Source organism: Granulicella sp. L56 (assembly GCF_009765835.1).
Taxonomy (GTDB): Bacteria; Acidobacteriota; Terriglobia; order Terriglobales; family Acidobacteriaceae; genus Edaphobacter.
In genome coordinates this window covers 1,000,592-1,023,643 of the sequence record NZ_LMUS01000006.1, presented here as the reverse complement: position 1 = coordinate 1,023,643, position 23,052 = coordinate 1,000,592, and the positions used below count along the sequence as shown (strand labels likewise).

The window sequence follows — 23,052 nt, the reverse complement described above, 5'->3', positions numbered from 1 at the left end:
GCATGGAAAATCATGGGGATAGTCGCAGCCGCAAGGAGAGGATTCTTACTGTAGTGCCAGCCGTTTGTGCTGTCCTGATTGCCGTCTTCCCTTCCATCGTTCGGAAGCTGCCTTTAGGGACGCATAGTGATGCTGTTCTGGGGTTTGGATGCGGGGTGCTCCTGGGTATCTCTATCGTGTGCCTGCTGAAGGTCGCCCGGCTAAAGAAAAGTGCCCGGACTTCGCTGAAAATGAACCCCTAAATCCACCGCTGCTTGCGTTGCCTGGAGCTACGCGCCATACTCTCTGCCATGGATGCTGAGTGTGCGCGGGCCTTTCTGCTGACGCTGGCGAAGAAGACGCGGGAGATGCTGGCTTCGTCCTGTTGAGCAGAGAAGGGATCTGTTAGCTGTCTTTGCGATAGAGAAGGTTGCGCATCGCCTGCCTGCGGGCCTCATTCGCCTCGGAGGCAGACTTGCGCTCGTCCGCATCCATACGTTGCTTGGTAGAGCCGTCGGTTGATTCTTCGGGAACGCTGCACTCTGGGCAGCGGTTAGCGAAACCGGGCTTATCGGGCTTGAGCTCGAACTCTTCTTTGCAGACGACACAAACTTTAATCGGAAATGCCATACCCCTCTATGATACGACGCTTCCGCCAACGATTCCATCCAGCCGCTGTGGCAGTCTCTATAGAAGCGGAGGAAGAATCATCTCTTCTTTGGTATTGAAGTTAAAACTCGTCAAAATCCAGCGATGGTTCGATTGATAGACGACAAACTTGGCAAAGAGCGGGCCATTCTCGAAGTTCAAAGTTAAATAAAATATCCGCGTTCGATGCCCGATTTCGTAGGCGCTAATGACTTCAAAGGATTGATAGGCACCATAGAAATCCTGAACCTGGCGCAAATTGTTCGCCTGACCAAGAGCTTCCTTGCTTCCGTCGATGGGGCTGTCCTTAATCCAAAGACGAACGGCTTCGTCCGGACCTTTATCCTTATAAGCCTGCAAGCCTGAGAGGATGACGGGGGGAAGATCTTCCGCAGTTACGCCTTTGGTTAAAGTCTGCGCAGCTCCCGGCAATTGCATAAACAAGAGAACGCACGAACACAATAGAAAAATACGCTTAGACATCGAACCAACTTTCAGAACAATGGTACGGAGAAATGACTCGCATCCATAAGATTCAGGCTTGCTATTGACTCTTAAGCGATCTGCCGAGACCCGATAGCAGAAGCGTAAGAAAGGACAGGCCGCGGCGTCCATCTTCGCTGTTGGTGCGTTTGAAGAGCTGCCAAAGGCTCGGCGGCTTTTGCTCCGGCTGATGCTGCTGCGATGCATCGACCACAGATCTTGATAACTGGTCGAGAACTTCAGGATCGAGCGAGGCGAGCACCTTAGCGGCAGCCAGCAGATTGCGAATGCCGGTCTCACCCTCGGGAGTTTTAGCGTACTCGGCGAGCTTGCCGAAGATGGTATCGCGAGCGCTGATGAGGCCGTGAGCGGTATCGAGCAAGCCATTGTCATGAGCCGCTTGCAGAATGTCGTAGACGACCAGCAGGGCCTCGGCGTGCTCACGCGGAGCAGCGTTGAGCCGTCGCTCGAGTTCGAGGTGCGGATCGACGGGAAGTGGCTTGAAGGTGATCGGATTGGCCATGAAGAGACTCCTCGGTTTGAGCCGTTATACCGTGGTGGATTTTATCTGGACCAGCTTGTCGGAGGGCGAAGTTCCAGGCAGTCGATAGTCTGCGCGCGCCCATTTGCGTTCGACCTCGACGCCGTTCTGCGGCGTGCGAGTGCCATAACGGAAGTTACGCCGCGGCAGCGGATTCTCGCCCTGTTCCGGCAGGACGGTCATGCTGACGGCGGTCTCTTTGAAGGCGGGCGTGTGCGTCTGCCGGTCGGTAAAGCTGCTGGTGAGCTTGTTGACCGGCTCTTCGATGGAGTTGAGCGACATGTAGAGCTGCTTGCCCTCGACGCGGCTGGAGACGAGAACCTGCACGCGCACCTTGCCGTGCGGCGAAGCAATCTGCACGAAGCGGCCGCTGGTGATGCCACGTTCGGCGGCGAGTTCTGGTGAGACCTCGACGAAGCTGTTCGGCGTGATCTCCTTGATGCCGGGGGTGCGGTAGGTCATGCTGCCCTGCTCGAAGTGTTCGAGCAGGCGGCCATTGTTGAGGTGAAGGTCGAACTCATTGCTGGTCTCTTCGCAGGGCTCGATATACTGCACAGGAAAAAAGCGGGCCTTGCCGTCGGGAAAGGGAAACTTCTCTGTGAAGAGGAGAGGCGAATCCTTGCCGTCTGCGGCGACAGGCCATTGCAGGCTCTTAAAACCTTCGAGCCGCTCGTAGCTGACGCCGGCAAACATGGGTGTAAGACGCGCAACCTCGTCCATGACATCGGAAGGATGCTTGTACTTCCACTTGCCGCCCAGACGATTAGCGATCAATTGAATGATCTCCCAATCGGGCTTGGATTCGCCAAGCGGATCGAGCGCCTTGTAGATGCGCTGGATGCGGCGCTCGGTGCTGGTGAAGGTGCCGTCTTTTTCAAGCGACGCGGCAGCGGGCAGCACCAGGTCGGCGTAGCGGCAGGTCTCCGAAAAATTAATGTCCTGCACGACGAAGAACTCCAGCTTGCTGAGAGCGCTGGCAACGTAATTGGCGTTGGAGTCCGAGGTGATGGTGTCTTCGCCTTTGATGTAGAGCACCTTGAGGCTGCCTTCAAGAATGGCGTCGATCATCTGGTGATTGTCTTTGCCGGTAGTCGTCGGCAGCGTGACTCCCCAGTCGGCCGCGAACTTGGCCCTGACCTCTTCATCGTCCACTTTTTGATAGCCGGGAAACACATTCGGCATCGAGCCGAGATCGCTCGCGCCCTGCACATTGTTGTGGCCCCGCAGAGGGTAGGCTCCAGCACCAGGACGCATGTAGTTGCCGGTGAGCAGAAGAAGGTTCGAGAGCGTGGTGGCCGTATCGGAGCCGCCGCAGTGCTGCGTCACGCCCATGGCAAACAAAATGCAGACACCGTCGGCAGCAGCGATTTCATTGGCCACAGTAATGAGCGTCGCTTGCGGAATGCCGGTGATGCGCTCGGTGTATTCAAGCGTGTAGGGCTCCAGTGATTTCGCGTACTCGTCAAAGTGATTGACCCACTGGTCGATGAACTCGGGCTTGTGCAGCTTGTGGTCGAGGATGTAGCGGGCGACGCCGTTCATCCAGACAGCGTCGGTAGAAGGGATGGGACGGATGAAGATGTCGGCGCGCTCGGCCATCTCATGCTTGCGCAGATCGGCAACGATCAGCCGCTGGCCGCGGAATTTGTGGCTGCGCTTAATGCGAGTGGCGAGAACAGGATGGTTCTCCGCCGGGTTGGCTCCAACGATGACGACGAGGCCAGCCTTTTCGATATCGGCAATCGACCCAGAGTCGCCTCCGTAGCCAACCGTGCGCTGCAGGCCCATCGTGGCGGGGTTCTGGCAGTAGCGAGCACAGTTGTCGATGTTGTTCGTGCCGACGACAGCACGCGCGAGCTTCTGCATCAGATAGCTCTCCTCATTCGTGCACTTCGAGGAGGCAATGAACGCAAGAGCGTCAGGCCCATGATCTTCTTTTACCTGTTTGAACTTTTTCTCGATAATGTCGAGCGCCTCGTCCCACGTAATCTCGCGAAAGGTATCGCCATCGCGCAGCAGCGGTTTAGTCAGGCGGTCGTCGGAGTTAATGTGGCCCCAGGCAAACTTGCCCTTGATGCAGGTGGAGATGCCGTTGGCCGGCCCATGACTCGGCTCGATCTTGAGGATATGGCGGTCGCGCGTCCAGACCTCGAAGCTACAACCGACAGCGCAGTAGGTACAAACAGTCTTCGTGCGTTTAACGCGAGCATGACGCATCTCAGACTCGATCTCGGAGAGCGCAAGAATCGGGCCATAACCAATGGGCGGTTCAATGGCCTTCACCACATCGATCATGTCGTCGAGGACTTTGCCCGGCAGATTGGTGAGATATCCCGCGTGGCCGAGTATGGACTTCTCCATCAGCGCGTTGCAGGGACAGACGGTAACGCAGTGGCCGCAGGAGACGCAGCTTGAGCCGTCGATCTTTTCGCCGCCATCCCAGAGAACGCGCGGATGATCGCTCTCCCAGTTGATCGAGAGCGTCTCGTTGACCTGAACGCTCTGACACGATTCGACACAGCGGCCACAAAGAATGCACTGATCAGGATCGTAGCGATAGAAAGGGTTGGAGTGGTCCTGCGGATAGGGCTTGTGGGTGAAGGGGCGCGACTGGTGTTTTACGTCGAGCTGCGCCGTGGTGTTGTGCACGGTGCAGTTCTGATTGTTGTTATCGCAGACCGTGCAGTAAAGCATGTGATTTTGCAGGATGCGGTCGAAGGCCTCGCGCTGGGCGATATCGACGGCCTCGCCAGCGGTTTCGACCACCATGCCAGCGACGGCGCGCGTACCGCAGGCACGCACAAGCTCTCCATTGACCTTGACCATGCAGGTATCGCAGGTTTCGATGGGCCCCATCTGCGGGAGATAACATACCTGCGGCACAGGCTTGCGATTGCGCGTCATCGCATAGAGATTGAGGACTTCGATGAGTAATTCGCCGGAGTGAACAGGAACAGGCAGGCCGTCGATGATGAGTTCAGTATTCGGGGCGTGATCGGCAGGAGTGTTGAGCAATGATTTCATCGGATACCCTGAAGCCTCTGATGCTTGCGAACATGGTAGGCGTTTTCCAACAGGGACGCGAACTTACTCAGGGTGGCTGTGTTGGTTACGCGAAGCTCGCGCGCTTCACTTTTTGCCTGAAGTCCTCGCCCTGCATCTCGACCACCACGCACATCTCCTGCAGACGCGAGCGCATGCGCTCCCCGATACGGTCGCCAAGAGTCTCTTCGCGCATGGAGGCCCGTGTGCCCTGCTCGGTGCCGAGCGGCCCTACGTTGGCGTAGTTGGTGGTGATGATGGTGGTGCGGCGGTCGTTGTAGCGTGTATTCAGAATATGGGCGACCGTATCCCATACCCAATCGGTGGGCTTCGACGCCCCCAGCTCGTCGAGCACGAGAACTTCCGCGTCGAAGACGGGAGCCAAAATCTCAAGCTCGGTCGCCGAGACCTGCCGGTTGTAGCTGTTCTGCACCTGCTTCAGCAGATCGCGATAGTCGAAGAAGAGCCCGGTCGCTCCGCGCTCCGTCACCAGCGCCTGCAGGATGCCGACGGCAAGATGCGTCTTGCCCACGCCGATGGAACCGGTGAGCAGAAGCCCTGTCCCCGCAGTTTCAACAGGATAGCTCTCCACAAACTTGCGCGCCCGCAGATGTGCCGCGCCCAGCGTCCGGTGCGAAGAGGGAAAGTTGGTCTCATAGCTCTCAAGCGAGCAGTGCTCGTAGCGTTTGGGAATGCGCGCTCGCTCCAGCATCCGCGCCGCCCGCCGCTCGACGCGGCACTTGCAGTCGCGTACAAACTGCCTGCCGTCTTGCTGGATGACCTGCAGGCCGGACCCCTCGCATATCGGACAAATCTCAATCATGGCCGTAGCCCTAGTATGGCAGCACCTGAATCGAATTGCCCCCTGTGCGAATCTAGAATAATTAGGTAAACTGGAAATAGCGCCCGCAGCCTCCAGAACAGGGATCTGCCCGGCAATCGCGACAGGCATTCGATGTGACGTGACCATACCGTTCGCAAGCGAACCGCGACCCGGAAAGCGCCAATCAGCACCAATATCAGCCAAAGGATAAATAGAACCATGCCAAAAGAAGGAATTCACCCCAAGTACGACACCATCACCGTCAAGTGCGCCTGCGGAAACCACTTTGAGACCCGCTCCACGCACAAGGGCGACATCGTCCTCGAAATCTGCTCCGCCTGCCACCCGTTCTTCACCGGCAAGCAGAAGCTGATCGACACCGCAGGCCGTGTCGAGCGCTTCCGCCGCAAGTTCGCCAAGTCGGACGCCGGCAAGGCAGAAACCGGCAAGGCAGAAACCGGCAAGGCAGCAGAAACCGCCGCCAAGTAAGCGGAGCCCAACCACCCGAAAGGCCTCCGCCAAAAAGTGGAGGCCTTTCGCTTTCCTAAGCCCTGATCCCTAAGCCCTTATGAAGAAGCGCTACACCCTCGAGCAGAAGCACTGGGATGACCCAGCCGAGCACGCCATGCCCGAGCACGCGCGCGTCCCAGCCACGCTCACCATTGGCAATGTCAAGATCGCCCCCGCGACCGTCCTTGCGCCCATGGCCGGAGTGACCGACACAGTCTTCCGCCGTTTCATCAAGAACGCCAGCCAGTTCACCGCCGACGCCAACAGTGCAAACGTGGAACAGGCGACAACGAACCAGCAATCCGGCTGCGGCCTCATCATGACCGAGTTCACCTCGGCCGACGGCCTCTCGCGGATGCGCGAGACCAAGCGCAAGCGCTACCTCACCTACTACGACGACGAGCACCCTATCTCAGCGCAGCTCTTCGGCTCAAATCCCGAAACGCTGGCCGACTCCGCGCGCATCGTTCAGGATGCCGGATTTGATCTCGTCGACCTGAACCTCGGCTGCCCTGCCAAGCGCGTCGTCGCCTGCAACGGCGGCTCGGGCCTGCTGCGCGATCTGCCGCTCATCGAGACGATCTTCAAGGCCGTCCGCGCTGCTGTCACCATCCCCTTCACGGTCAAGTTCCGCATCGGCTGGAACGACGCCAACATCGTCTGCGTCGAGCTGGCGAAGATGGCCGAAGACTGCGGCCTCAACGCCGCGGCGCTGCACGCTCGCACTCGCGAGGACGGCTACACCGGACAGGCTCGTTGGGAGTTCATCGCTGCGGTAAAAGATGCCGTGAAGATTCCCGTCATCGGCAATGGCGACATTCGCACTCCTGAAGATGCAGCCGCCATGGTCGATGCCACCGGCTGCGATGCCGTGATGATTGGCCGCACCGCACCATCGAATCCATGGATCTTCCGCCAGATCGCGCAGTACACCGCCTCGAAAGAAATCACTGGCGTCGGCACCTACGACAAGCCGACCAACGAAGACCGCTACCGCATGATTCGCACTTACTTCCAGATGATGGTCGACGAACTGGCAATGGAAGAACGCGCCGAAGCCGCGCGTGCCGCTGCGATCACCGCCTCCGGCCAGATCGCCCGCGACCAGCGCCACCGCGACTGCGTCGGCAAGATGAAGCAGTTCGCCAGTTGGTTCACGCACGGCGTCCCCGGCGGCTCCGCTCTGCGCAAACAGATCTTCGATTCTAAAAATGGCGCGGCGGTTCTGGGCGCGGTCGAGCACTTCTTCGAGACAAAGGCAGCAACAGAGGAAACAGAAGCAGAAGCTATACTTGCCTGAGAATGCAACCACCTGCAAAGACGGCGCGATGGGCAAAGTGTTTAGCGATCTCTGTTTTGGCAGGACTCTCGGTCGGCATTCTTACGATTGCAGTAGCCAGCTTCTTCTTCTACCAGCACTATGCCAGCCAGTTCCCCGCTGACACGCAAAATCTATTGAGTGCGCTTACCTCGGCCATGGTCGTCGGAATCGGCGTGGGAGCCGTTGCCGCCGTGGCAACCGCTGGCGGCTATCTTATGTTTGGCATGGTCGGCCATCGTCCCGAACCGGATGAGACGAAAAAAGCCGTGGACTCGTAAGTCCACGGCTTTCATTACAGCGAATAACGACTAACTACAGCTTGCCGAGCTCAACGAAGCGAACACTGGCAATCGCCTCTACCTTGCGCAGAGCCTCGATCGCAGCATTGGCCGAAGCCGCGCTGGGAACATCGATCTGCACGACGGCAAGCGCCTGCCCCTGCGGAACGCTCTTGGAGCGGCTGGAGCCATTCGAGCGGCCCAGAGCGAAGTTGGCGATGTTGATCTGGTGCTCGCCAAGAATGCTGCCAATGCGGCCCACAACGCCGGGAACGTCATGATTGCGGATCGAAACCAGCGTTCCGTTCAGCGGAGCCTCAATGTCGATGCCATCGTAGGTCAACAGACGTGGCGAGGTTCCGTGCAGCACAGTCGCAGACGCACTGGCTTCGCCGTCAGAGGAGTGCAGAACAAGTTTGAGCACCGAGCCTGCGCCGCCGGTGGTGAACTCCTTCTTATCTTCCTGAATGCGAATGCCGCGCTCGGCAACAATGGCCGCCGCGTTGATGCGGTTGACGCCCTCTTCTTCAGCGAAGATGCCGGCAATAGCAGCGTTGCGGATCAGATCGGTCTTACCCTGCGCGATGCGGCCAGTGTAAGTGATCTGAATGTTCTCCAGATTACCCGGCGTAGCGTGCGAGAGGAAGTGACCGAGGCGCTCCGCCATCTCGATATAAGGAGCAACTTCGATATACTCCTCGTGCGACAAGCTGGGCAGGTTGACCGCGTTCTGCACCACGCCGAGCTTGAGGTAGTCACGCACCTGTAGCGCGAGCTGGATGCCGATGGCCTCCTGCGCCTCGTCGGTCGAACCGGCGATGTGCGGCGAGAGGATGACGTTGTCGAGATTGTGGAAGATTGACTCTTTGAGCGGCTCCTGGTGGAAGACGTCGAGAGCAGCACCAGCAACGTGGCCGGACTTGATGGCATCGGCAAGCGCCTGCTCAACGATCAGCTCACCGCGAGCGCAGTTGATGATGCGAACGCCCTTCTTCATGATGGCCAGCGAGGTCGCGTTGATGAGCCCCTCGGTCTGCGTGGTGAGGCCGACGTGCAGCGTGAGGTAATCCGACTCCTTGAAGATCTCGTCGATGGGGACGAGCGTCACATCGTTCTCACGTGCAATCACCGGAGCGATGAAAGGATCGTAGCCAATAAGATTCATGCCAAAGGCCTTGGCGCGGCGTGCAACCTCAAGGCCGACGCGGCCCAAACCGACGATGCCGAGCGTCTTGCCGCGAAGCTCCTGCCCTTGCAGTGACTTCTTCTCCCACTTGCCGCTGTGCATGGTGGCGTTGGCGCGAGAGATGGAGCGGGCCATCGAGACCATCAGGCCAAGCGTCAGCTCGGCGACGGCGACAGCGTTGGCGCCCGGCGTGTTCATCACCACGATGCCGCGATGCGTAGCGGCCGGGGTGTCGATGTTGTCGACGCCTACGCCGGCACGGCCAATCACGCGCAGCTTCGGCGCGGACTCGAGCAGCTTGGCATCGACCTGAACAGCAGAGCGGACGACAAGCGCGTCGGCATCGGCAAGTTCGGCGTCGAGGCCGTTCTTAATCTGGTCGGGGGTGACAACGTTCCAGCCTGGCTCCTGCTGGAAGACGGCGAGGGTGGCAGGCGAGACTTTTTCGGCGAGAACGATCTTCATGGGACCTTTCATGGTGCGAGTAGAAACGGGAGGGTATGACAATTTCCAGGTTCGCGAAAAATTTGGGTGCCCCACGTCCGGACTCGGACGTGGGTTTCCGGGGGTGAACTATTTTACGGTGGGGTCTTCAGCAAAAGTCTTTTGCGCGGCGATCAAGCCGGTGCCGAAAGCAAGATTCGGAAGCGGCAGCTTGGCTGCAATCGCTACCTGCTCGAGCGCGCCGATAACGGCGATCGTGTCCATGTAGTCGAAGAAGCCGATGTGAGCGATGCGGAACAACGATCCCTTCATCTCGCCCTGACCGTCGGTGACGATGATGGCGAACTTGGAGCGGAGCCCCTTGACGATGGTGCCGGAGTCAGTGCCCTCAGGCGCCATGATGGCAGTCGCAGCACCAGCCTCGCGGCCCTTCGGCGCGAAGAGCTTAAAGCCCATCGCGGTGGCAGCAGCGCGAGTCATGGCAGCGCAGGTCTGAGCGTTGTCGACCAGCTTCTTGCGGCCTTCAACAAGATTGCCTTCAGCCTGACCAGCAATATAGTCAAGCGCCGCGCCCATGGCCGCAATCAGAGCAACAGAAGGCGTATAGGCAGACTCACCCTTGGCTGCATTCTTGCGCTCCTTGCGCAGGTCGAAGTAGTAGCGCGGGTTGTAGGTCGACTCCATGCGGTCCCAGGCACGCGGGCTGACCGCGAGATAGGAGAGGCCGGGAGGAATCATCAGCGCCTTCTGCGAGCCGCCGATCAGAACGTCGACGCCCCAGGCGTCCATGTCGAGGTGGGTGGTGCCGAGGCCGGTGATGCCGTCAACAACAAAGAGCGCCTCGGACTTCTCATCCTTCAGCAGCTTGCCGATGGCCTCGATATCGTGGCTGACGCCAGTAGAGGACTCAGTGGCCTGAACGAAGACAACGCGGGTCTCAAGCTTCAGAGCGGCCTTGATCTGGTCGAGCGTAAAGGTGCTGCCATAGGGAGCTTCAACGACATCAACGTGGCAGCCAAATGCCTTGGTGATGCCGGTCCAGCGCTCGCCGAACTTTCCGGCGGTCAGCACGAGAACGCGATCTCCCGGCGAAGTGAGGTTCGAGACGGAGGCTTCCATCGCTCCAGAGCCGGAGCTGGCGAGGATGAGAACATCGTTGGTGGTACCGACGAACTCCTTGAGCTGGGAGAGAACGCGGGTGAAGAGGGCGCGGAACTCAGCGGTGCGGTGGTGGATGTCTGCGGCAGCCATGGCAAACTGGGCGGCGGGAAGAAGAGGAGTCGGTCCAGGAGTGAAAAGGCGAGTTTTGCGGATCATGCTTATATTGTAGCGGCGGCCAGCCCGGTTGCGGGTTTTCTATAATGAAGTGTTTAGGGATTGAGGAGAGTGCGGCAATGAGTATCGGCGAAAAGATTCAGACGGACATCATCACAGCGATGAAGGCAAGGGACGAGCACCGCCTGACCACCCTGCGCATGGTAAAAAGCGCTTTGAAAAACAAGGAAATCGACAAGCGCGAGCCCTTGACCGATGCCGAAGAGACCCAGATTCTGACCACGCTCATCAAGCAGCGAAAAGAGTCGGTCGAGCAGTTCACCAAGGGCAACCGCCCCCAACTGGCCGAAAAAGAGCAGCTTGAGATCGGCATGATCGAAGGCTACCTGCCCAAAGCCGCCAGCGAGGATGATATCCGCGCAGTCGTTCAAGGCGCGATCGAGCATCTCTCGCAGGACGGCCAAAAGCCCAGCCTCAAAGATCTGGGAACCACCATGCGTGTCGTCCAGCAGCGGATTCAGGCCAGCGGCGTGCGTGCCGACGGCAAGCTGGTCAGCGAGATCGTAAAGGCGGAGCTGGCGAAGTAAAGAAACTGCCTGCGTCCCCCACGAAACGATACTCAAAGTTGTGTGCCATTCGGTATTTGACTTGATGGAGGGATCACTTCGATGTGGGCCAACAGCACGGTTCGAAGAAATCTGCACAAAACACTGTTCTTCTTCGCGCTTTGTCTATCGGGTTTCGCGCCGCCCAACATCATTGCTCAGCAAAACAGTGCAGGACAACAACTCGCATCGCCGATGTCCCCCATGGCGGCGGACGCACATCCGTCATTGGAAGTTGCAACCGTCAAGCCTGCCGATCCCAATGAAACCGGGAACTTCATCGTAGGCGGTCACCGCCTTGTCATCGAGGCCCAGACCGTCAACGATCTCATCTCCTTCGCCTACGCGGTCCATCGAAAGCAGATCGTAGACGGCCCGGCGTGGCTCGGGACCGAGAGCTTCGATATCGATGGACAAGCCGATCTGCCGGGCGTCGCAAATCTCCACCAGGTTCAGGAAATGCTACAAAAGCTCCTCCAGGACAGATTCGGCCTCAAACTCCATCGCGACAAGCGCGACCTCTCCATCTATGCCATCAAGGTGGCAAAGGGAGGCCCGAAGCTCGCGCAAAGTACCGAGAACGCCTATGGCCTGCCGACGCAAAGCGGCCATGGACAGGGCGGCCAACAGCAGAGGAAGTTCACTAACAACTCAATGTCGGACTTCGCCCTCGGGATGCAGGCCTATATGGACAGACCCGTTATCGATGAAACGAACCTTCCCGGCAGATACGACTTCACCTTGAAGTGGACACCCGATAACGTACCAACGAACGAACCGGGTGCTGCACCCGGTATCTTTACCGCCATTCAGGAGCAGCTAGGCCTGAAGCTCGAAGCAACAAAAGGCCCCGCCGACGTTCTGGTCATAGACCACATCGAAAGGCCATCGGCAAACTAGAGTGCTATTTGCCCTGCACAAACTACGTCATCTCGACCGGAGCGAAGCGCAGTGGAGAGACCCCTGTATTTGCCGTTGTACTTACCGCCGACGAGGCCATGTAAAAGCAGTCCCAGCCATCACAGTGCGCCCCTGCAAAGGCACGCCCGGAATATCCTGATAGCCGGTATTGCTCAGATTCAAGAGCCGCACATACGGCCGCAACCAGCCAGTATTGCGAGCCAGCGAAATATCCCACAGCGGATAGGCAGTTCGAGTCGTCTTCTGAATGACGGCGACCTGCGTGTGGGCCGTGAGCTGATGAAAGTCTCCTGTCCATGCGGCGATAGCGTTCTGCGCGGCATAGTTGAAGGCGTATTCAGAGATAAGTCCCTTCGGCGGCGAGGTGGCACGCACAGCGGTATAGCTAAGATCGAGATGCTCAGAGCCGGGCAGACGCAGACGAAGCTGAGTCTCTGCCCCGTTGTAGTTGAAGTTGCCGACGTTCGTGGCCTGCCATGGAGCGTCGAGCGAGTACTTCGAGTAGTCGATGCCGTCCTTCTGGTGAAGGCTGAAGCCAGTGGTCGTCAGCGTAAAGCGCCCACTCGCAGGAGTCCAATCAACGCCCCCCTCATAACTCCATGAAGACTCCGGCTTGAGGTTCGGATTGCCGATGTTGGTGGGGTCGGAGTAGTAGAGATCGAGGTAGGTCGGCAGGCGGAAGCCATGTCCCGCAGAGGCTCGCAGACGAACGGTGTGCGTCAGCGTAAAAGCCACGGCGGCGTTGGGAGAGAAGATCGCGTCCCCACCCGAGAAGATCTCTTCGCGGCCTCCGATGGAGAGCGAAAAACGCCCCAGCGAGGGAAGCGAGAGGTTGGCATATCCCGCGCCCTGGTTGCGGGCATGGCGGCCTAGATTGGTGCTCTGAATAGCGTCGCCGTTGGCTTCGAGGCCGTAGGAAAGAGTGATGTTGGTGGCAAGCTTATCGACCCGACGCAAAGCAGACTGCCAGGCGGTGTCGATGTGGTTGTTCTCGTAGGCGCTGGGGTCATCGACGAAGAGGACAAAGATGTCGGTGTGGCGGCGGTAGCCAAAGCTTGCAGCAGTGCGCTGCCCAAGCTGCTGCTGAATGGAAGCAAACCAACCCTTGGTGCGCTCCCATGAGTTGTAGGGGCCATAGAACTGGTTGGCTCCGTAAGGACGGTCGCTCATGGCGACGAGAATGTCGGTCGTGCCCGGCTTGAGGTTCAGCCAGGTCTCGGCGGAGATCGCATTGCTAGCGTAGTTGCGGTCGGCGATGAAGCCGCCGGAAGTATCGCGGCTGCCACTCAATTCTGCCGAGAAAGGCTTGCTTGCGTAGTCAGCCCGAAAAGACTGCTCGGTCGAGGCATAGTTGCCGCCCCCGGCCTTGGCCGTAAGCGAAAAGGGACTTCCCGTAAGCGGTACGGCTGGCTCTGCGGTGATAAGGTTGACCGCCCCGCCAATCGCGTCGGAACCATAAAACGTAGAGCCAGAGCCGTGCAGCACCTCGATGCGCGAGACAGCATCGAGCGGAACGGGAATGTCGAGGTTCAGATGGCCAGTCTCGGGATCGTCGATGCGCAGGCCGTTGAGCAGAATTAGGGACTGCTCAAACGTGGTGCCGCGAATGGAGAGGTCGGACTGCACCCCGGCGGGGGCGCGGGATTGCAGGTTGAGCGACGAATCGAGGCTGAGGTAGTCGACGACGCTGTTGAACAGCAGCGGGTACTGGCGGGTGTCGAGCGCCTGCACGGCGCGATCGCTCTCAGAGAGCGGGATGGGCTGGACCGTAGTGGTGACCGTGACCGACTGGGAGACGGGAGCAGGCGTTTGTTGCGCGGCGGCAGCAAGGCAGAGCAGGCAGAGCAGGCAGGCGGGAAGGAATTTTGCGATCTTCAACATGGTTTGTCTTTCGATGATCTATCGAAAAAGTGGCGTTGGGGAGTTAGTTTTGTTCGATAGTAAATAGTTGAATGATTCAACTATTTACTATCGAACTAATATTAGCGTGGAGCCTCTATGAGAATCGAACCTTTCCTGAAGCAAAGCCCGATCTTTCAGATCACCCGGAGCGCCCGCCGCCTGGATGCGCTCCTCACCCGGATCCTTCGCAAGGAAGAGGTGACGTTCCTTGAGGCGCTGGTGCTGGCGGCGATCTTCTTCGAGAAGAAGCGCGGCATCAAGCCGTCGGAGCTGGCGGAGACGTTTGAGACGACGCGAGGCAATGTGAGCCACTGCATCTCGTCGCTCGAGGCCAGGGGGCTGGTGCGGCGGCGGGTCGATCCGGAAGATTCGCGGGCATTTCAACTGACGCTGCAACCTGCGGGAAGGAAGCGGGCGGCCCGTGTGGTGGGAATTCTGGATCAGATGCAGAACCGCTACGAGGGAATCAACCACCCGCCGGCCTTCGAAGCGATGCTGAGGCAGATGTTTATTGTGGAGTCGATCTGCACAGGACTGGCCCAGACGGCTGGTGAGGCCGATCAGCGGTCCAGGGATGGTTTGGAGCAGGCAGAAGAGTAAAAGACCAGCAACAGCAAAGGCAACGGCGAAATACAGGGGTCTCTCCGCTGCGGCGGCAAAAGCGCCGCCTTCGGTCGAGATGACGTAGTGCGTGGGTCCGAGAAAACTGTGTTGTCCAGTAAGTGGAGATGACCTATTCGCGGATGATTTTTACGAAGATTCCGTCGGGTAGAGTTGCTCCGCCGAGAACGTGGACGACCCCGTCCTTGGTGAAGCCGCGCAGCATGGCGTCGGCTTTGGCGTAGGGGTTGGGCGGGGTTTCGGACGCTTTGGGATACGGGATCGCTTTTTGTGGCGTTCCGCCCACGCCCTCAAGAGCCGGACGTGGCGCACCCGGTGTTGCGGTCGCCGGTTGTGTGATCACCGGAATTTTGGCGGGAGAGCGGTTCATGCCACGATCCATGGCCTCGTTGGCGAGGCGGTCGGCGTCTTTATTTTTGTGGCGGAGGGCGTGGCTGATCTCGAACTTTTCGAGCCTGGCGATGCGGCGCTTTGCCTCTTCGTAGAGAGGCTTCAGATCAGGGCTTTTGACCTGATATTTTCCCTGAATCTGCTTGACCATCAGCTCCGAGTCGGAGACGACGCGGAGGCGGGGATGGTGGTTGTCGAGGGCGAACTGGAGGCAGCCAAGCAGGCCGGAGTATTCAGCGTAATTGTTGGTGCGGATGCCGAGAAACTCACTCAGTTCGGCGATGACCATGCCGCTCGAATCACAGACCTGTGCACCATAGCCGGCGGGGCCGGGATTGCCGCGGGCGCCGCCGTCGCAGTGGGCGGAGATCCAGTCGGTCTTGTCGGGAAAAAGGCTGCTTGAGGACATTTTGTGAGTTTACCGGATGGCGGTGGCGGCTTACGGCAAGGGCGAAATACAGGGGTCTCTCCACTCCGCTTCGCTTCGGTCGAGATGACGTGATTTTGGGCAGGATGAAGGAAAGATCAGGATTTTTCCGCTAAAAAGGTTTCTCTGCTTACCTTTTGGGTGGGGGGTGGGTCTATTGAAGTGAAATCGATTTCCTGACTCCGGAGTCAGACAAATGAGCGTTGAAGCAATTGGGATTAGTCCTATTGGGCGACGGCCGAGTCCGTTCGCGTTGGGATTGCGTGATGCCGCAGCGGTAGAATCATTGCCAGGGATGGCAAAAGCGGCCACACAATCCGGCACCAGAAACGGCGGCAAGCTGACTGAGGCGCAGATCCAGGCGCGCGCTCAGCAGCGCATCGAAGACGACGAGTTGATCCGCGAGGCCCAGCGAGGGCAGCGGACCGCCTTCGACGCGCTGGTACGCCGCTACGACCAGTCTGTACTGCGGCTGGCGCTGCATATGCTTGGCAACGAGCAGGATGCGCAGGATGTTCACCAGGAGGCCTTTATCAAGGCGTACCGCCATCTGGGGAACTTCCGCTTTGAGTGCTCGTTCTATACGTGGCTTTACCGGATCGTCACCAACCTTTGCCTGGACCAGTTGCGCAGGCGAAAGAGCCGCCGGGAAGATCCGGCAACCGTGCTCGATTCCAATGGCGGCGAGATGGACCTGATGGCGAACGTCACCGACGACCGTTCCATGGCGAACCCGGGACGGGAGCTGGACCGGAAGGTGATGGGTCAGAGGATCGGCGAGGCGTTGGATAAGCTGACGCCGCGCGAACGGACCGTATTTGAGCTGAAGCACTACCAGGGGCTGAAGCTGCGGACGATTGGCGAGATGTTGAGCACGACCGAAGAGACAGCAAAGAACACGCTGTTTCGGGCGACCCGCAAGCTTCGTGCGAACCTCGCCGGAGTGCGGTAGAGGCAGGGATTAGGGATCAGGAAACCGACGGGCAGACTTTACAGACCCGACAGTAGCAACAGAATTTTTGAGGCTGGTTGAGGTAGTGCAATGAAGTGCGAAACCGCAAAAGAGAACATCCTTCTGGCAAGTTATGGCGAGCTGCCGGATGAGTACGCCATCCCGCTGGAGCAGCATCTGGATGGATGCGACGACTGCCGCAGTGAACTGGAAGCGCTCCGCGAGTTGGACCAGCATCTGGCGCTGCTTCCCGTCGTGGAGCCGTCACCAAACTTTCTGGCACAGGCAAGAGTCAGGCTGGATGAGGAGCTGGATGCGATTCCTCCGCATGGGATCTTTACCCAGTTGCGCCGCGGCCTGTTTGCATGGATCGGCCATGTGCAAAGCGCTCCCGCGCTGGCCACACTGCTGCTGGGAGTGGGATTTCTCGGAGGCAACTTTACCTATCGCTATGAAGTCGCCCATGCGCCCAAACCCAAGAGTACGGTAACGCTGAGCAATCCTACGCTGGCGACGATTGCGAACGTGACCGGCATCGTGCAGACGCCGAACTCGGAGCTGGTACAGGTGAAGTACAACAAGGTGGTTCCCGAGACGATGGAAGGCTCGCTGGACTCGCCCGAGATTCGCCAACTGCTGCTGGCAGGGACCAATGCGGCGGCGACGAACGGCGTGCGTGCCGACTCGGTCGCGCTGCTGGCGCATGAGTGCACGGCAGGACACGAGTGCACAGGCCCGGGCATTCGCAGCGCGTTGCTGGTTTCTTTGCGTTACGACAAGAATGCCGGAGTGCGGATGAAGGCTCTCGAAGGCTTGCAGCGCTACGTCGGACAGGACCGCCGGGTGCGCGATGCCGTACTCGAAGCATTGATGCATGACTCCGACGCCGAGGTGCGAACCACCGCGATTGGCATGTTGGAGCCGGTGCAAGCGGACTCGAGCGTGCGCGAGGTGCTGCGTACGGTCTCGACCCAGGACGAGAATCCCTACATCCGAACCGCCTCCTACCAGGCATTGCAGGGCGCTGCGGACATTCAGTAGGCGATGAGACCCATGAAGATCCAGCACCGTGTACGAAGGGCGGCGATGACCTCGGTTGCGCTGTTGGCCCTACCGGGATTGGCATCCGCGGCCTTTTCGCACACCGCCGCTAACGTTGCTCTGCCTGTCTCCGCAAAGATCCACGGAGCTGCACGATCCGCTGCCCCACCGCGCATTCCGCAGGGATATCTCGGCGTAGACCTGCGCGATGTGGGCCAGGACGAGGTAACGCCGCTCAGGTTGAATGACACGCGCGGCGCGGAGATCATTCATGTAGACCATGATGGCCCGGCAGGCAAGCTCGGCCTTCAGAATCAGGATGTCATTCTGCAGATGAACGGGGTATCGATTCAGAACCAGGAGCAACTGCGGCAGATCCTGCGCGAGACTCCCGCAGGCAAGTCGGTGACCTTCGTGATCAGCCGGGACGGCCAGCAGCAGACGTTGACGACGCAGCTCGCCAACCGGCAGGAGGTGGAGCGCCGGGCGTGGGAGCAGCACCTTGTAGTGCCCGATCCCGAGATCGACAATGGCCCTTCGCCGCAGGTCGGAAACGGATTCATCCACTCGGACACGGCCCCTTCCGGCACGGGAGCCAAGCCGCATCGGGATTTTCTGGCTGCGACGACTGTATTGAGCGCGTCGTTCACCGGGGCACAGCTTGAGGTCATGGGGCCGCAGCTCGCGGAGTTCTTCGGGGTCGAAGGAAACGCCGGTCTGCTGGTGCGAAGCATCGAGCCCAACAGTCCCGCCGAAGACGCCGGGCTGCGGGCAGGCGATGTCGTCATCCAGGTGAACCAGGTGCCGGTGACGACTGGAAGCGAGTGGTCGAAGACCATTCATCAGAACCGCGGCAAGCCGGTTGTCTTGCAGGTGCTGCGCGACCGACACGAGCAGACCATGACCATGACGCCGGACAGCAAGAAACGCTCCAGCGTGGTGATGCCTTTTGTTGGTAAAGAGCACGCGCAAGTCGCTGAGTTATAACGCTGGTTTAGATTCCTGCGCAACACCAGCACTCCCTTCACACTCACCAGTTCTATATACTTGAAAGTAAGTATGGAATCTCCCTCTACCACTGGAACTGGCCGCCGTCCGATGACTGCGAAGCGGCGATGGAAGGCTGTCACCCGCAAACTGCGTGAGCTTGGCTCGATTGGTTCGGCGCTGGCTTCGACCGGGCATCCTTACATGGCGCACATTGTGCCGATGCGGCGCTGCAACCTGGCCTGCACTTATTGCAACGAGTTCGATGACGTCTCCGACCCCGTGCCGCTCGACGAGATGCTGCGGCGTATTGACGACCTTGGCCGCCTGGGCACCTCAGTCATCACCATCTCCGGTGGCGAGCCGCTGCTGCACCCCGAGCTCGACCAGATCATTGCGCGCATTCGCAAGACCGGCGCCATCGCTGGAATGATTACCAACGGCTATCTGCTGATGCCTGATCGCATCGAGCGGCTGAACAAGGCCGGACTCGATCACATGCAGATCTCGATCGACAACGTGATGCCGGACGCGGTCTCCAAAAAGAGCCTGAAGGTGCTGGACAAGAAGCTGCAGATGCTCGCCGAGCACGCCGACTTTCACGTCAACATCAACTCCGTCGTCGGTGGCGGTATCGCCAACCCGAGCGATGCGCTGACCGTCAGCGAACGCGCTCTGGGGCTGGGATTCAGCTCGACCATCGGCATCATCCACGACGGCAGCGGGCAGTTGAAGCCGCTGGGCGAATCTGAGCGCACTGTTTGGGACAAGGTTCGCAAGCTGACGCGCCGCAGCTATTCGCGGTTCAATCATTTTCAGGAAGCCATCGCCAACGGCAAGACCAACGACTGGCGTTGCCGAGCGGGCGGCCGTTACCTCTACATCTGCGAGTTCGGGCTGGTGCACTATTGCAGCCAGCAGCGCGGATATCCCGGCGTTCCTCTGGCGGGCTACATGACTGCCGATGTGAAGCGCGAGTTTCTTACTGAGAAGAGTTGCTCACCCAACTGCACCATCAGCTGCGTGCATCAGGTCAGCTACATCGACCACTGGCGCGCTCCGCAGAAGACCACCATCACCCCGGGCGGCGCAGGACACGCCAACCCGGAGCTGGTGCAGATTCGCTAACTACCGCTGCTGGGCTTTGGCAGGATGCCGCATCTTGGAGCTTGCCACTGCGGGCGTCTCGGCCAGCGCGGTATCGATGGTCTGGTAGAGATCGTTGACGTCCGTGATCTGGACCCAGTGCTTGGGCGTGACCACGAAGATGGTGGGCGTCTGGGTCAGGCCAACGCGCTCGCCAAGCTGATAGTCCGCCTGCACCTCGCGGGCAAACTGGCCGGTCGGGTCGACGACGAAGGGCATCTCGTGTCCATGCGTCTGGAAGTAGTGCCGCGTGAAGTTCTGCAGGTCTTCCTTCGAGGCGATGGAGTTCTGATTGGCGAAGACCGCGCGGCGATAGTCCTCTGCCGCCTGCGGAGAGACCTTGTCCTGCATATAACGGGCCGTGATGGCCGCATCCAGGCTCCAGATATGCATCTTGAGCGGAAAATCGTGGTGCAGCAGCGGAATCTTGTAATGCTCGGCGGCGGCGCGGGTAATCGGGAAGGCATGGGCGCAGGCCGGGCATTCCAGGTCTTCGAACTCGAAGATGGCGACACGCTCTCCCGCAGGGGGCTTGAGCATGGAGGTATCTTTGAAGGCTGTCCCCGTATTCGGCGGCGCGGAGGTCTGCGCAAAGACAGGGGCACAAAGCGGAAGGGCGATCAGCAGGCTGGCTGCAGAGAGAGCGATGCGATTCATGGGTATAAGACGCATAGGATTGTGTTAAGTATTTTAGCTGATGGGGGTTTTCCCCCTCCCCCTGCTCGAAGCTGCCCCTAATTTGAGATTTAGATTTCGCAACCAGAAGGCGGTATGGGTAATCTAAACAAAGTAAGCTTGCGAGGATCTCTGAGTTATTTTGCTACCAATGCGAAGGTGTGTCTGCTGCTGGCGGTCTGCGGCAGCTTGAGTGTGGCTGCGCACGCGCAGGATTCCGCAGAAGGCCTGCCCTCGGCACCTACGCCTCATACCCTTACCGCGAAGTTTCCGGGCGGCGTCACCGTTCAGCAGGCCACCCCGTCTGCCCTGCCGCTGAGTCTCGACGAGGCCATTGAACAGGGAGTCAAGAACAACCTGCAGATGGAGCTGGCCCGCCAGAACCAGCGGATCGTCCATGGCCAGGTCCTGACCGTGGCCAACAATCTTCTGCCCTCCCTCACCGCCGAGGCCTTTACCGAGACCCAGATGATCAACTTGGCGGCGCTGGGCTTCAAGCCATCGCTGCTGGCGAAGTTCGGCCTCGATCCGGCGACCTTTCCGACGGTCATCAAGCTGGACACGACAGGCGCACAGTTGAATATGAATCAGCAGTTATTCAACGTCCCGGCTTATTATCTCTACCGTTCTGCGCAAAAGGCCGAGACCGCCGCAACGATGACGACCCGGAACTCCGAGGGCACCGTCGTTCTGAAGGTTGGAACACAGTACCTTCTGGCGCTGGCTGACGCCTCGCAGATCGAGAACGCGCAGGCACTCGAGAAGGCCGACGAACTCGTCCTGCAACAGGCCACCGCCTCGCACGACGCAGGCGTGGGGACGAACCTCGATGTGCTTCGTGCGCGCGTGCAGCTACAGACCCAGCAGCAGACGGTCATCAACGCGGAAAATACCTTTGCCAAGGACAAGATCGCGCTCAACCGCTTGATTGGCCTGCCTGCGGAGCAGGAGCTGACGCTGACGGACAAGACTCCTTACTCCGAATTTGCCGAGCTTCCGCTCGACCAGGCCATGGCACTCGCCTATACCCGGCGCAAAGACCTGCTGAGCCTTCAGGCTCAACAGGAAGTAGCCGAGCGCGCGGAAAAGGCCGTGAAGTACGAGCGCCTGCCGACACTCTCCTTCGACGGCCATTACGGCGTCCTTGGCGAGACCCACGGCCTCTACCACGGCATCTTTGCTGCCACGGGCAGCCTGAAGGTCCCCATCTTCCAGGAAGGGCAGCTTCGCGGAGAGCGTGAGGTTGCTAACGCGCAGGTCACCGCGCTTCACCAGCAGATTACGTCGCTCCGAGTCACCATCGAGCAGCAGATTCGTTCGGCGATGCTCGATGTCCAGTCCTCCAACCAACTCGTAAAGGTTGCGCGCAGCAACGTCGATCTGGCCACCGAAGAGCTACAGCAGGCCACCGACCGCTTTCAGTCCGGCGTCTCCGATAACCTCCCGGTCGTGCAGGCCGAGGCCTCGCTGGCCGATGCGCAGACCAAGCTGGTGCAGACGCTCTATCAGTACAATCAGTCGAAGCTGATGCTGGCCCGCAACACGGGTGTGGTTGAGAGCCAGTACAAGGTCTATCTGGGACGCTAAGATTCGGGACCTGAATCCTCTCCCTCGTCCCCAAACGCACGTCATCTCGACCGAAGGCTGCGCTTTTGCCGCCGTCTCTCCGCTGCGCTTCGGTGAGATGACGTGGTTGAGATCGCTAGGCGGTTTTCCTCCAGATGTAGTTTTGGTGATTCGAGCAAAACGCAGATTCCCTTCGAGAATGACAAACAAGGGAAGCTATACCTGAGAGGGAACAAGGGAGGCTACACCTGAGAGGGAATAGCCATAAACAGGTTCCCGAACTTTAGCAGGCCAGGTGATGAAATTTTTGTGGTGATGCATAGACAGCAAGCGCAACGGTCGCCCATTCTTTATTGCCGGATGTGATGAAATAGCTCTGTGACTAATCCATTCGACATTGCCAGCGTGCCTGTAGGCCGGGGCCAACTCTTCCTTATCGCGGGCCCCTGCGTCATTGAGTCCGAGACTCATGCGCGCAAGATGGCTGATTCCATTCAGCGCGTTGTCTCTGACCTTGGCGTGCCCTATCTCTTCAAGGCCAGCTATGACAAGGCCAACCGCACCTCCATCAAGAGCTTTCGCGGGCCCGGTCTCGTGGAAGGCTGCCGCATCCTGCGTACCGTCTCGAAGGACACTGGGCTGCCTGTCCTCACCGACGTTCACACCCCGCAGGATTGCAAGGCCGTGAGCGAAGCTCTTGGCGACGTTGAAGCTGTTTTGCAGATTCCTGCCTTTCTCTGCCGCCAGACCGACTTGCTGATTGCGGCTGCCGAGACTGGCCGCGCCATCAATGTGAAAAAGGGCCAGTTTGTGGCTCCCTGGGACATGCGCCATGCTGTCGAGAAGATCCGCGAGAGTGGCAACCAGCGCGTCTTCCTTACGGAGCGGGGAGCCAGCTTTGGTTACAACAATCTGGTCGTCGATATGCGTTCTCTGCCGGTGATGCGAGCTTTCGCACCGGTGGTCTTCGACGGTACCCACTCGGTCCAGACGCCTTCTGCCGGTAACGGTGTTTCAGGGGGACAGCCTGAGTTCATTCCGGTACTCGCGCGCGCTGCGGTCGCGGCGGGAATTGATGGGGTGTTTCTTGAGGTGCATGACAATCCCGCTGAGGCTAAATCTGATGGCGCGAATGCTCTTCATTTGAACAAGCTGAAGGCGGTCCTCTCACAGCTTCTTGCGGTTCACCAGGCAGTAAGCTCAACCAAAATTTAGATACTGCCTAGCTGTTTGGCAGCAAATGAGAGACATGAAAATGGCCCGCCTGAATACTTCGGGCGGGCCATTTT

At 59.2% G+C, this 23,052-nt stretch carries 22 protein-coding genes; 12 read left to right on the top strand and 10 right to left on the bottom strand.

The genetic code is table 11. From position 1 onward, the window contains the following. Positions 1 to 384: 384 nt before the first annotated feature. The 5 genes from GSQ81_RS12245 to GSQ81_RS12225 all read right to left on the bottom strand — a co-directional run bounded on the left by GSQ81_RS12245 (position 385) and on the right by GSQ81_RS12225 (position 5,516). Positions 385 to 609, bottom strand: a complete 225-nt coding sequence (locus GSQ81_RS12245) for a hypothetical protein (RefSeq protein ID WP_158911016.1) — start codon at positions 607 to 609, stop codon at positions 385 to 387. Positions 610 to 666: 57 nt separating this feature from the next. Next, positions 667 to 1,110 carry a hypothetical protein gene (locus tag GSQ81_RS12240; RefSeq protein ID WP_158911015.1) on the bottom strand — a complete coding sequence of 148 codons (444 nt, stop codon included), beginning with the start codon at positions 1,108 to 1,110 and terminating at the stop codon, positions 667 to 669. A gap of 61 nt (positions 1,111 to 1,171) precedes the next feature. Beyond that, positions 1,172 to 1,633 (bottom strand): DUF1641 domain-containing protein, encoded by a 462-nt coding sequence (locus tag GSQ81_RS12235; RefSeq protein ID WP_158911014.1) that lies wholly within the window; start codon positions 1,631 to 1,633, stop codon positions 1,172 to 1,174. Positions 1,634 to 1,657: 24 nt separating this feature from the next. After that, complete coding sequence (gene fdhF / locus GSQ81_RS12230) at positions 1,658 to 4,675, bottom strand: formate dehydrogenase subunit alpha (RefSeq protein ID WP_158911013.1); 3,018 nt, start codon at positions 4,673 to 4,675, stop codon at positions 1,658 to 1,660. 85 nt (positions 4,676 to 4,760) lie between these two features. Continuing rightward, positions 4,761 to 5,516 (bottom strand): ATP-binding protein, encoded by a 756-nt coding sequence (locus GSQ81_RS12225; RefSeq protein ID WP_158911012.1) that lies wholly within the window; start codon positions 5,514 to 5,516, stop codon positions 4,761 to 4,763. Between the two features lie 219 nt (positions 5,517 to 5,735). On the opposite strand from GSQ81_RS12225, the gene rpmE reads away from it, so the two are divergent. The 3 genes from rpmE to GSQ81_RS12210 all read left to right on the top strand — a co-directional run bounded on the left by rpmE (position 5,736) and on the right by GSQ81_RS12210 (position 7,625). Then, positions 5,736 to 6,005 carry a 50S ribosomal protein L31 gene (rpmE, locus tag GSQ81_RS12220; protein ID WP_158911011.1) on the top strand — a complete coding sequence of 90 codons (270 nt, stop codon included), beginning with the start codon at positions 5,736 to 5,738 and terminating at the stop codon, positions 6,003 to 6,005. Between the two features lie 79 nt (positions 6,006 to 6,084). After that, the gene (locus GSQ81_RS12215; RefSeq protein ID WP_158911010.1) at positions 6,085 to 7,326 is read left to right on the top strand and encodes a tRNA-dihydrouridine synthase; all 1,242 of its coding nucleotides are present in this window, start codon (positions 6,085 to 6,087) and stop codon (positions 7,324 to 7,326) included. 56 nt (positions 7,327 to 7,382) lie between these two features. Then, on the top strand, positions 7,383 to 7,625 hold the full coding sequence (locus GSQ81_RS12210) for a hypothetical protein (RefSeq protein ID WP_158911009.1): 243 nt from the start codon (positions 7,383 to 7,385) through the stop codon (positions 7,623 to 7,625). 34 nt (positions 7,626 to 7,659) lie between these two features. On the opposite strand, the gene serA is transcribed toward GSQ81_RS12210, so the two are convergent. Further along, on the bottom strand, positions 7,660 to 9,276 hold the full coding sequence (gene serA / locus GSQ81_RS12205; protein ID WP_158911008.1) for a phosphoglycerate dehydrogenase: 1,617 nt from the start codon (positions 9,274 to 9,276) through the stop codon (positions 7,660 to 7,662). A gap of 108 nt (positions 9,277 to 9,384) precedes the next feature. After that, the gene (locus GSQ81_RS12200; RefSeq protein WP_158911007.1) at positions 9,385 to 10,572 is read right to left on the bottom strand and encodes an alanine--glyoxylate aminotransferase family protein; all 1,188 of its coding nucleotides are present in this window, start codon (positions 10,570 to 10,572) and stop codon (positions 9,385 to 9,387) included. A gap of 77 nt (positions 10,573 to 10,649) precedes the next feature. Between GSQ81_RS12200 and GSQ81_RS12195 the strand changes: the two genes are divergently transcribed. Beyond that, entirely contained in the window at positions 10,650 to 11,117 is a 468-nt protein-coding gene (locus tag GSQ81_RS12195; RefSeq protein ID WP_158911006.1) for a GatB/YqeY domain-containing protein, read from the top strand. A gap of 81 nt (positions 11,118 to 11,198) precedes the next feature. Continuing rightward, a complete protein-coding gene (locus GSQ81_RS12190) occupies positions 11,199 to 12,035 on the top strand; it encodes a TIGR03435 family protein (RefSeq protein ID WP_158911005.1) in 837 nt (278 codons plus the stop codon). 81 nt (positions 12,036 to 12,116) lie between these two features. On the opposite strand, the gene GSQ81_RS12185 is transcribed toward GSQ81_RS12190, so the two are convergent. After that, on the bottom strand, positions 12,117 to 13,937 hold the full coding sequence (locus GSQ81_RS12185; protein WP_158911004.1) for a TonB-dependent siderophore receptor: 1,821 nt from the start codon (positions 13,935 to 13,937) through the stop codon (positions 12,117 to 12,119). Positions 13,938 to 14,054: 117 nt separating this feature from the next. Here GSQ81_RS12185 and GSQ81_RS12180 point away from each other — a divergent pair, with 117 nt between their 5' ends. After that, positions 14,055 to 14,558: a MarR family winged helix-turn-helix transcriptional regulator gene (locus GSQ81_RS12180; protein ID WP_158911003.1), complete on the top strand. Its 504-nt coding sequence runs from the start codon at positions 14,055 to 14,057 to the stop codon at positions 14,556 to 14,558. Positions 14,559 to 14,691: 133 nt separating this feature from the next. Here GSQ81_RS12180 and GSQ81_RS12175 read toward each other — a convergent pair whose 3' ends face one another. Continuing rightward, complete coding sequence (locus GSQ81_RS12175; protein WP_158911002.1) at positions 14,692 to 15,378, bottom strand: ribonuclease HI family protein; 687 nt, start codon at positions 15,376 to 15,378, stop codon at positions 14,692 to 14,694. 214 nt (positions 15,379 to 15,592) lie between these two features. Between GSQ81_RS12175 and GSQ81_RS12170 the strand changes: the two genes are divergently transcribed. The 4 genes from GSQ81_RS12170 to GSQ81_RS12155 all read left to right on the top strand — a co-directional run bounded on the left by GSQ81_RS12170 (position 15,593) and on the right by GSQ81_RS12155 (position 19,504). Then, positions 15,593 to 16,348 carry an RNA polymerase sigma factor gene (locus GSQ81_RS12170; RefSeq protein ID WP_158911001.1) on the top strand — a complete coding sequence of 252 codons (756 nt, stop codon included), beginning with the start codon at positions 15,593 to 15,595 and terminating at the stop codon, positions 16,346 to 16,348. Positions 16,349 to 16,438: 90 nt separating this feature from the next. Beyond that, on the top strand, positions 16,439 to 17,389 hold the full coding sequence (locus GSQ81_RS12165) for a HEAT repeat domain-containing protein (protein WP_158911000.1): 951 nt from the start codon (positions 16,439 to 16,441) through the stop codon (positions 17,387 to 17,389). A gap of 12 nt (positions 17,390 to 17,401) precedes the next feature. Continuing rightward, positions 17,402 to 18,376, top strand: a complete 975-nt coding sequence (locus GSQ81_RS12160; protein ID WP_158910999.1) for a PDZ domain-containing protein — start codon at positions 17,402 to 17,404, stop codon at positions 18,374 to 18,376. A gap of 72 nt (positions 18,377 to 18,448) precedes the next feature. Continuing rightward, the gene (locus tag GSQ81_RS12155; protein ID WP_158910998.1) at positions 18,449 to 19,504 is read left to right on the top strand and encodes a radical SAM protein; all 1,056 of its coding nucleotides are present in this window, start codon (positions 18,449 to 18,451) and stop codon (positions 19,502 to 19,504) included. Here GSQ81_RS12155 and GSQ81_RS12150 read toward each other — a convergent pair whose 3' ends face one another. After that, positions 19,505 to 20,179, bottom strand: coding sequence for a thioredoxin domain-containing protein (locus GSQ81_RS12150; RefSeq protein WP_158910997.1), 675 nt, complete (start codon positions 20,177 to 20,179; stop codon positions 19,505 to 19,507). Between the two features lie 114 nt (positions 20,180 to 20,293). Here GSQ81_RS12150 and GSQ81_RS12145 point away from each other — a divergent pair, with 114 nt between their 5' ends. Together GSQ81_RS12145 and kdsA are read left to right on the top strand one after the other, a co-directional pair. After that, a complete protein-coding gene (locus GSQ81_RS12145) occupies positions 20,294 to 21,784 on the top strand; it encodes a TolC family protein (protein WP_158910996.1) in 1,491 nt (496 codons plus the stop codon). A 357-nt stretch (positions 21,785 to 22,141) separates the two neighbouring features. Beyond that, positions 22,142 to 22,978: a 3-deoxy-8-phosphooctulonate synthase gene (gene kdsA, locus GSQ81_RS12140; RefSeq protein WP_158910995.1), complete on the top strand. Its 837-nt coding sequence runs from the start codon at positions 22,142 to 22,144 to the stop codon at positions 22,976 to 22,978. Positions 22,979 to 23,052: the final 74 nt, after the last annotated feature.

Coding starts and splice junctions, on each gene's coding strand:
- GSQ81_RS12245 (WP_158911016.1), bottom strand. CDS start 609: ATGGCATTTCCGATTAAAGTTTGTGTCGTCTGCAAAGAAGAGTTCGAG.
- GSQ81_RS12240 (WP_158911015.1), bottom strand. CDS start 1,110: ATGTCTAAGCGTATTTTTCTATTGTGTTCGTGCGTTCTCTTGTTTATG.
- GSQ81_RS12235 (WP_158911014.1), bottom strand. CDS start 1,633: ATGGCCAATCCGATCACCTTCAAGCCACTTCCCGTCGATCCGCACCTC.
- fdhF (WP_158911013.1), bottom strand. CDS start 4,675: ATGAAATCATTGCTCAACACTCCTGCCGATCACGCCCCGAATACTGAA.
- GSQ81_RS12225 (WP_158911012.1), bottom strand. CDS start 5,516: ATGATTGAGATTTGTCCGATATGCGAGGGGTCCGGCCTGCAGGTCATC.
- rpmE (WP_158911011.1), top strand. CDS start 5,736: ATGCCAAAAGAAGGAATTCACCCCAAGTACGACACCATCACCGTCAAG.
- GSQ81_RS12215 (WP_158911010.1), top strand. CDS start 6,085: ATGAAGAAGCGCTACACCCTCGAGCAGAAGCACTGGGATGACCCAGCC.
- serA (WP_158911008.1), bottom strand. CDS start 9,276: ATGAAGATCGTTCTCGCCGAAAAAGTCTCGCCTGCCACCCTCGCCGTC.
- GSQ81_RS12200 (WP_158911007.1), bottom strand. CDS start 10,572: ATGATCCGCAAAACTCGCCTTTTCACTCCTGGACCGACTCCTCTTCTT.
- GSQ81_RS12195 (WP_158911006.1), top strand. CDS start 10,650: ATGAGTATCGGCGAAAAGATTCAGACGGACATCATCACAGCGATGAAG.
- GSQ81_RS12190 (WP_158911005.1), top strand. CDS start 11,199: ATGTGGGCCAACAGCACGGTTCGAAGAAATCTGCACAAAACACTGTTC.
- GSQ81_RS12185 (WP_158911004.1), bottom strand. CDS start 13,937: ATGTTGAAGATCGCAAAATTCCTTCCCGCCTGCCTGCTCTGCCTGCTC.
- GSQ81_RS12180 (WP_158911003.1), top strand. CDS start 14,055: ATGAGAATCGAACCTTTCCTGAAGCAAAGCCCGATCTTTCAGATCACC.
- GSQ81_RS12175 (WP_158911002.1), bottom strand. CDS start 15,378: ATGTCCTCAAGCAGCCTTTTTCCCGACAAGACCGACTGGATCTCCGCC.
- GSQ81_RS12170 (WP_158911001.1), top strand. CDS start 15,593: ATGAGCGTTGAAGCAATTGGGATTAGTCCTATTGGGCGACGGCCGAGT.
- GSQ81_RS12165 (WP_158911000.1), top strand. CDS start 16,439: ATGAAGTGCGAAACCGCAAAAGAGAACATCCTTCTGGCAAGTTATGGC.
- GSQ81_RS12160 (WP_158910999.1), top strand. CDS start 17,402: ATGAAGATCCAGCACCGTGTACGAAGGGCGGCGATGACCTCGGTTGCG.
- GSQ81_RS12155 (WP_158910998.1), top strand. CDS start 18,449: ATGGAATCTCCCTCTACCACTGGAACTGGCCGCCGTCCGATGACTGCG.
- GSQ81_RS12150 (WP_158910997.1), bottom strand. CDS start 20,179: ATGAATCGCATCGCTCTCTCTGCAGCCAGCCTGCTGATCGCCCTTCCG.
- GSQ81_RS12145 (WP_158910996.1), top strand. CDS start 20,294: ATGGGTAATCTAAACAAAGTAAGCTTGCGAGGATCTCTGAGTTATTTT.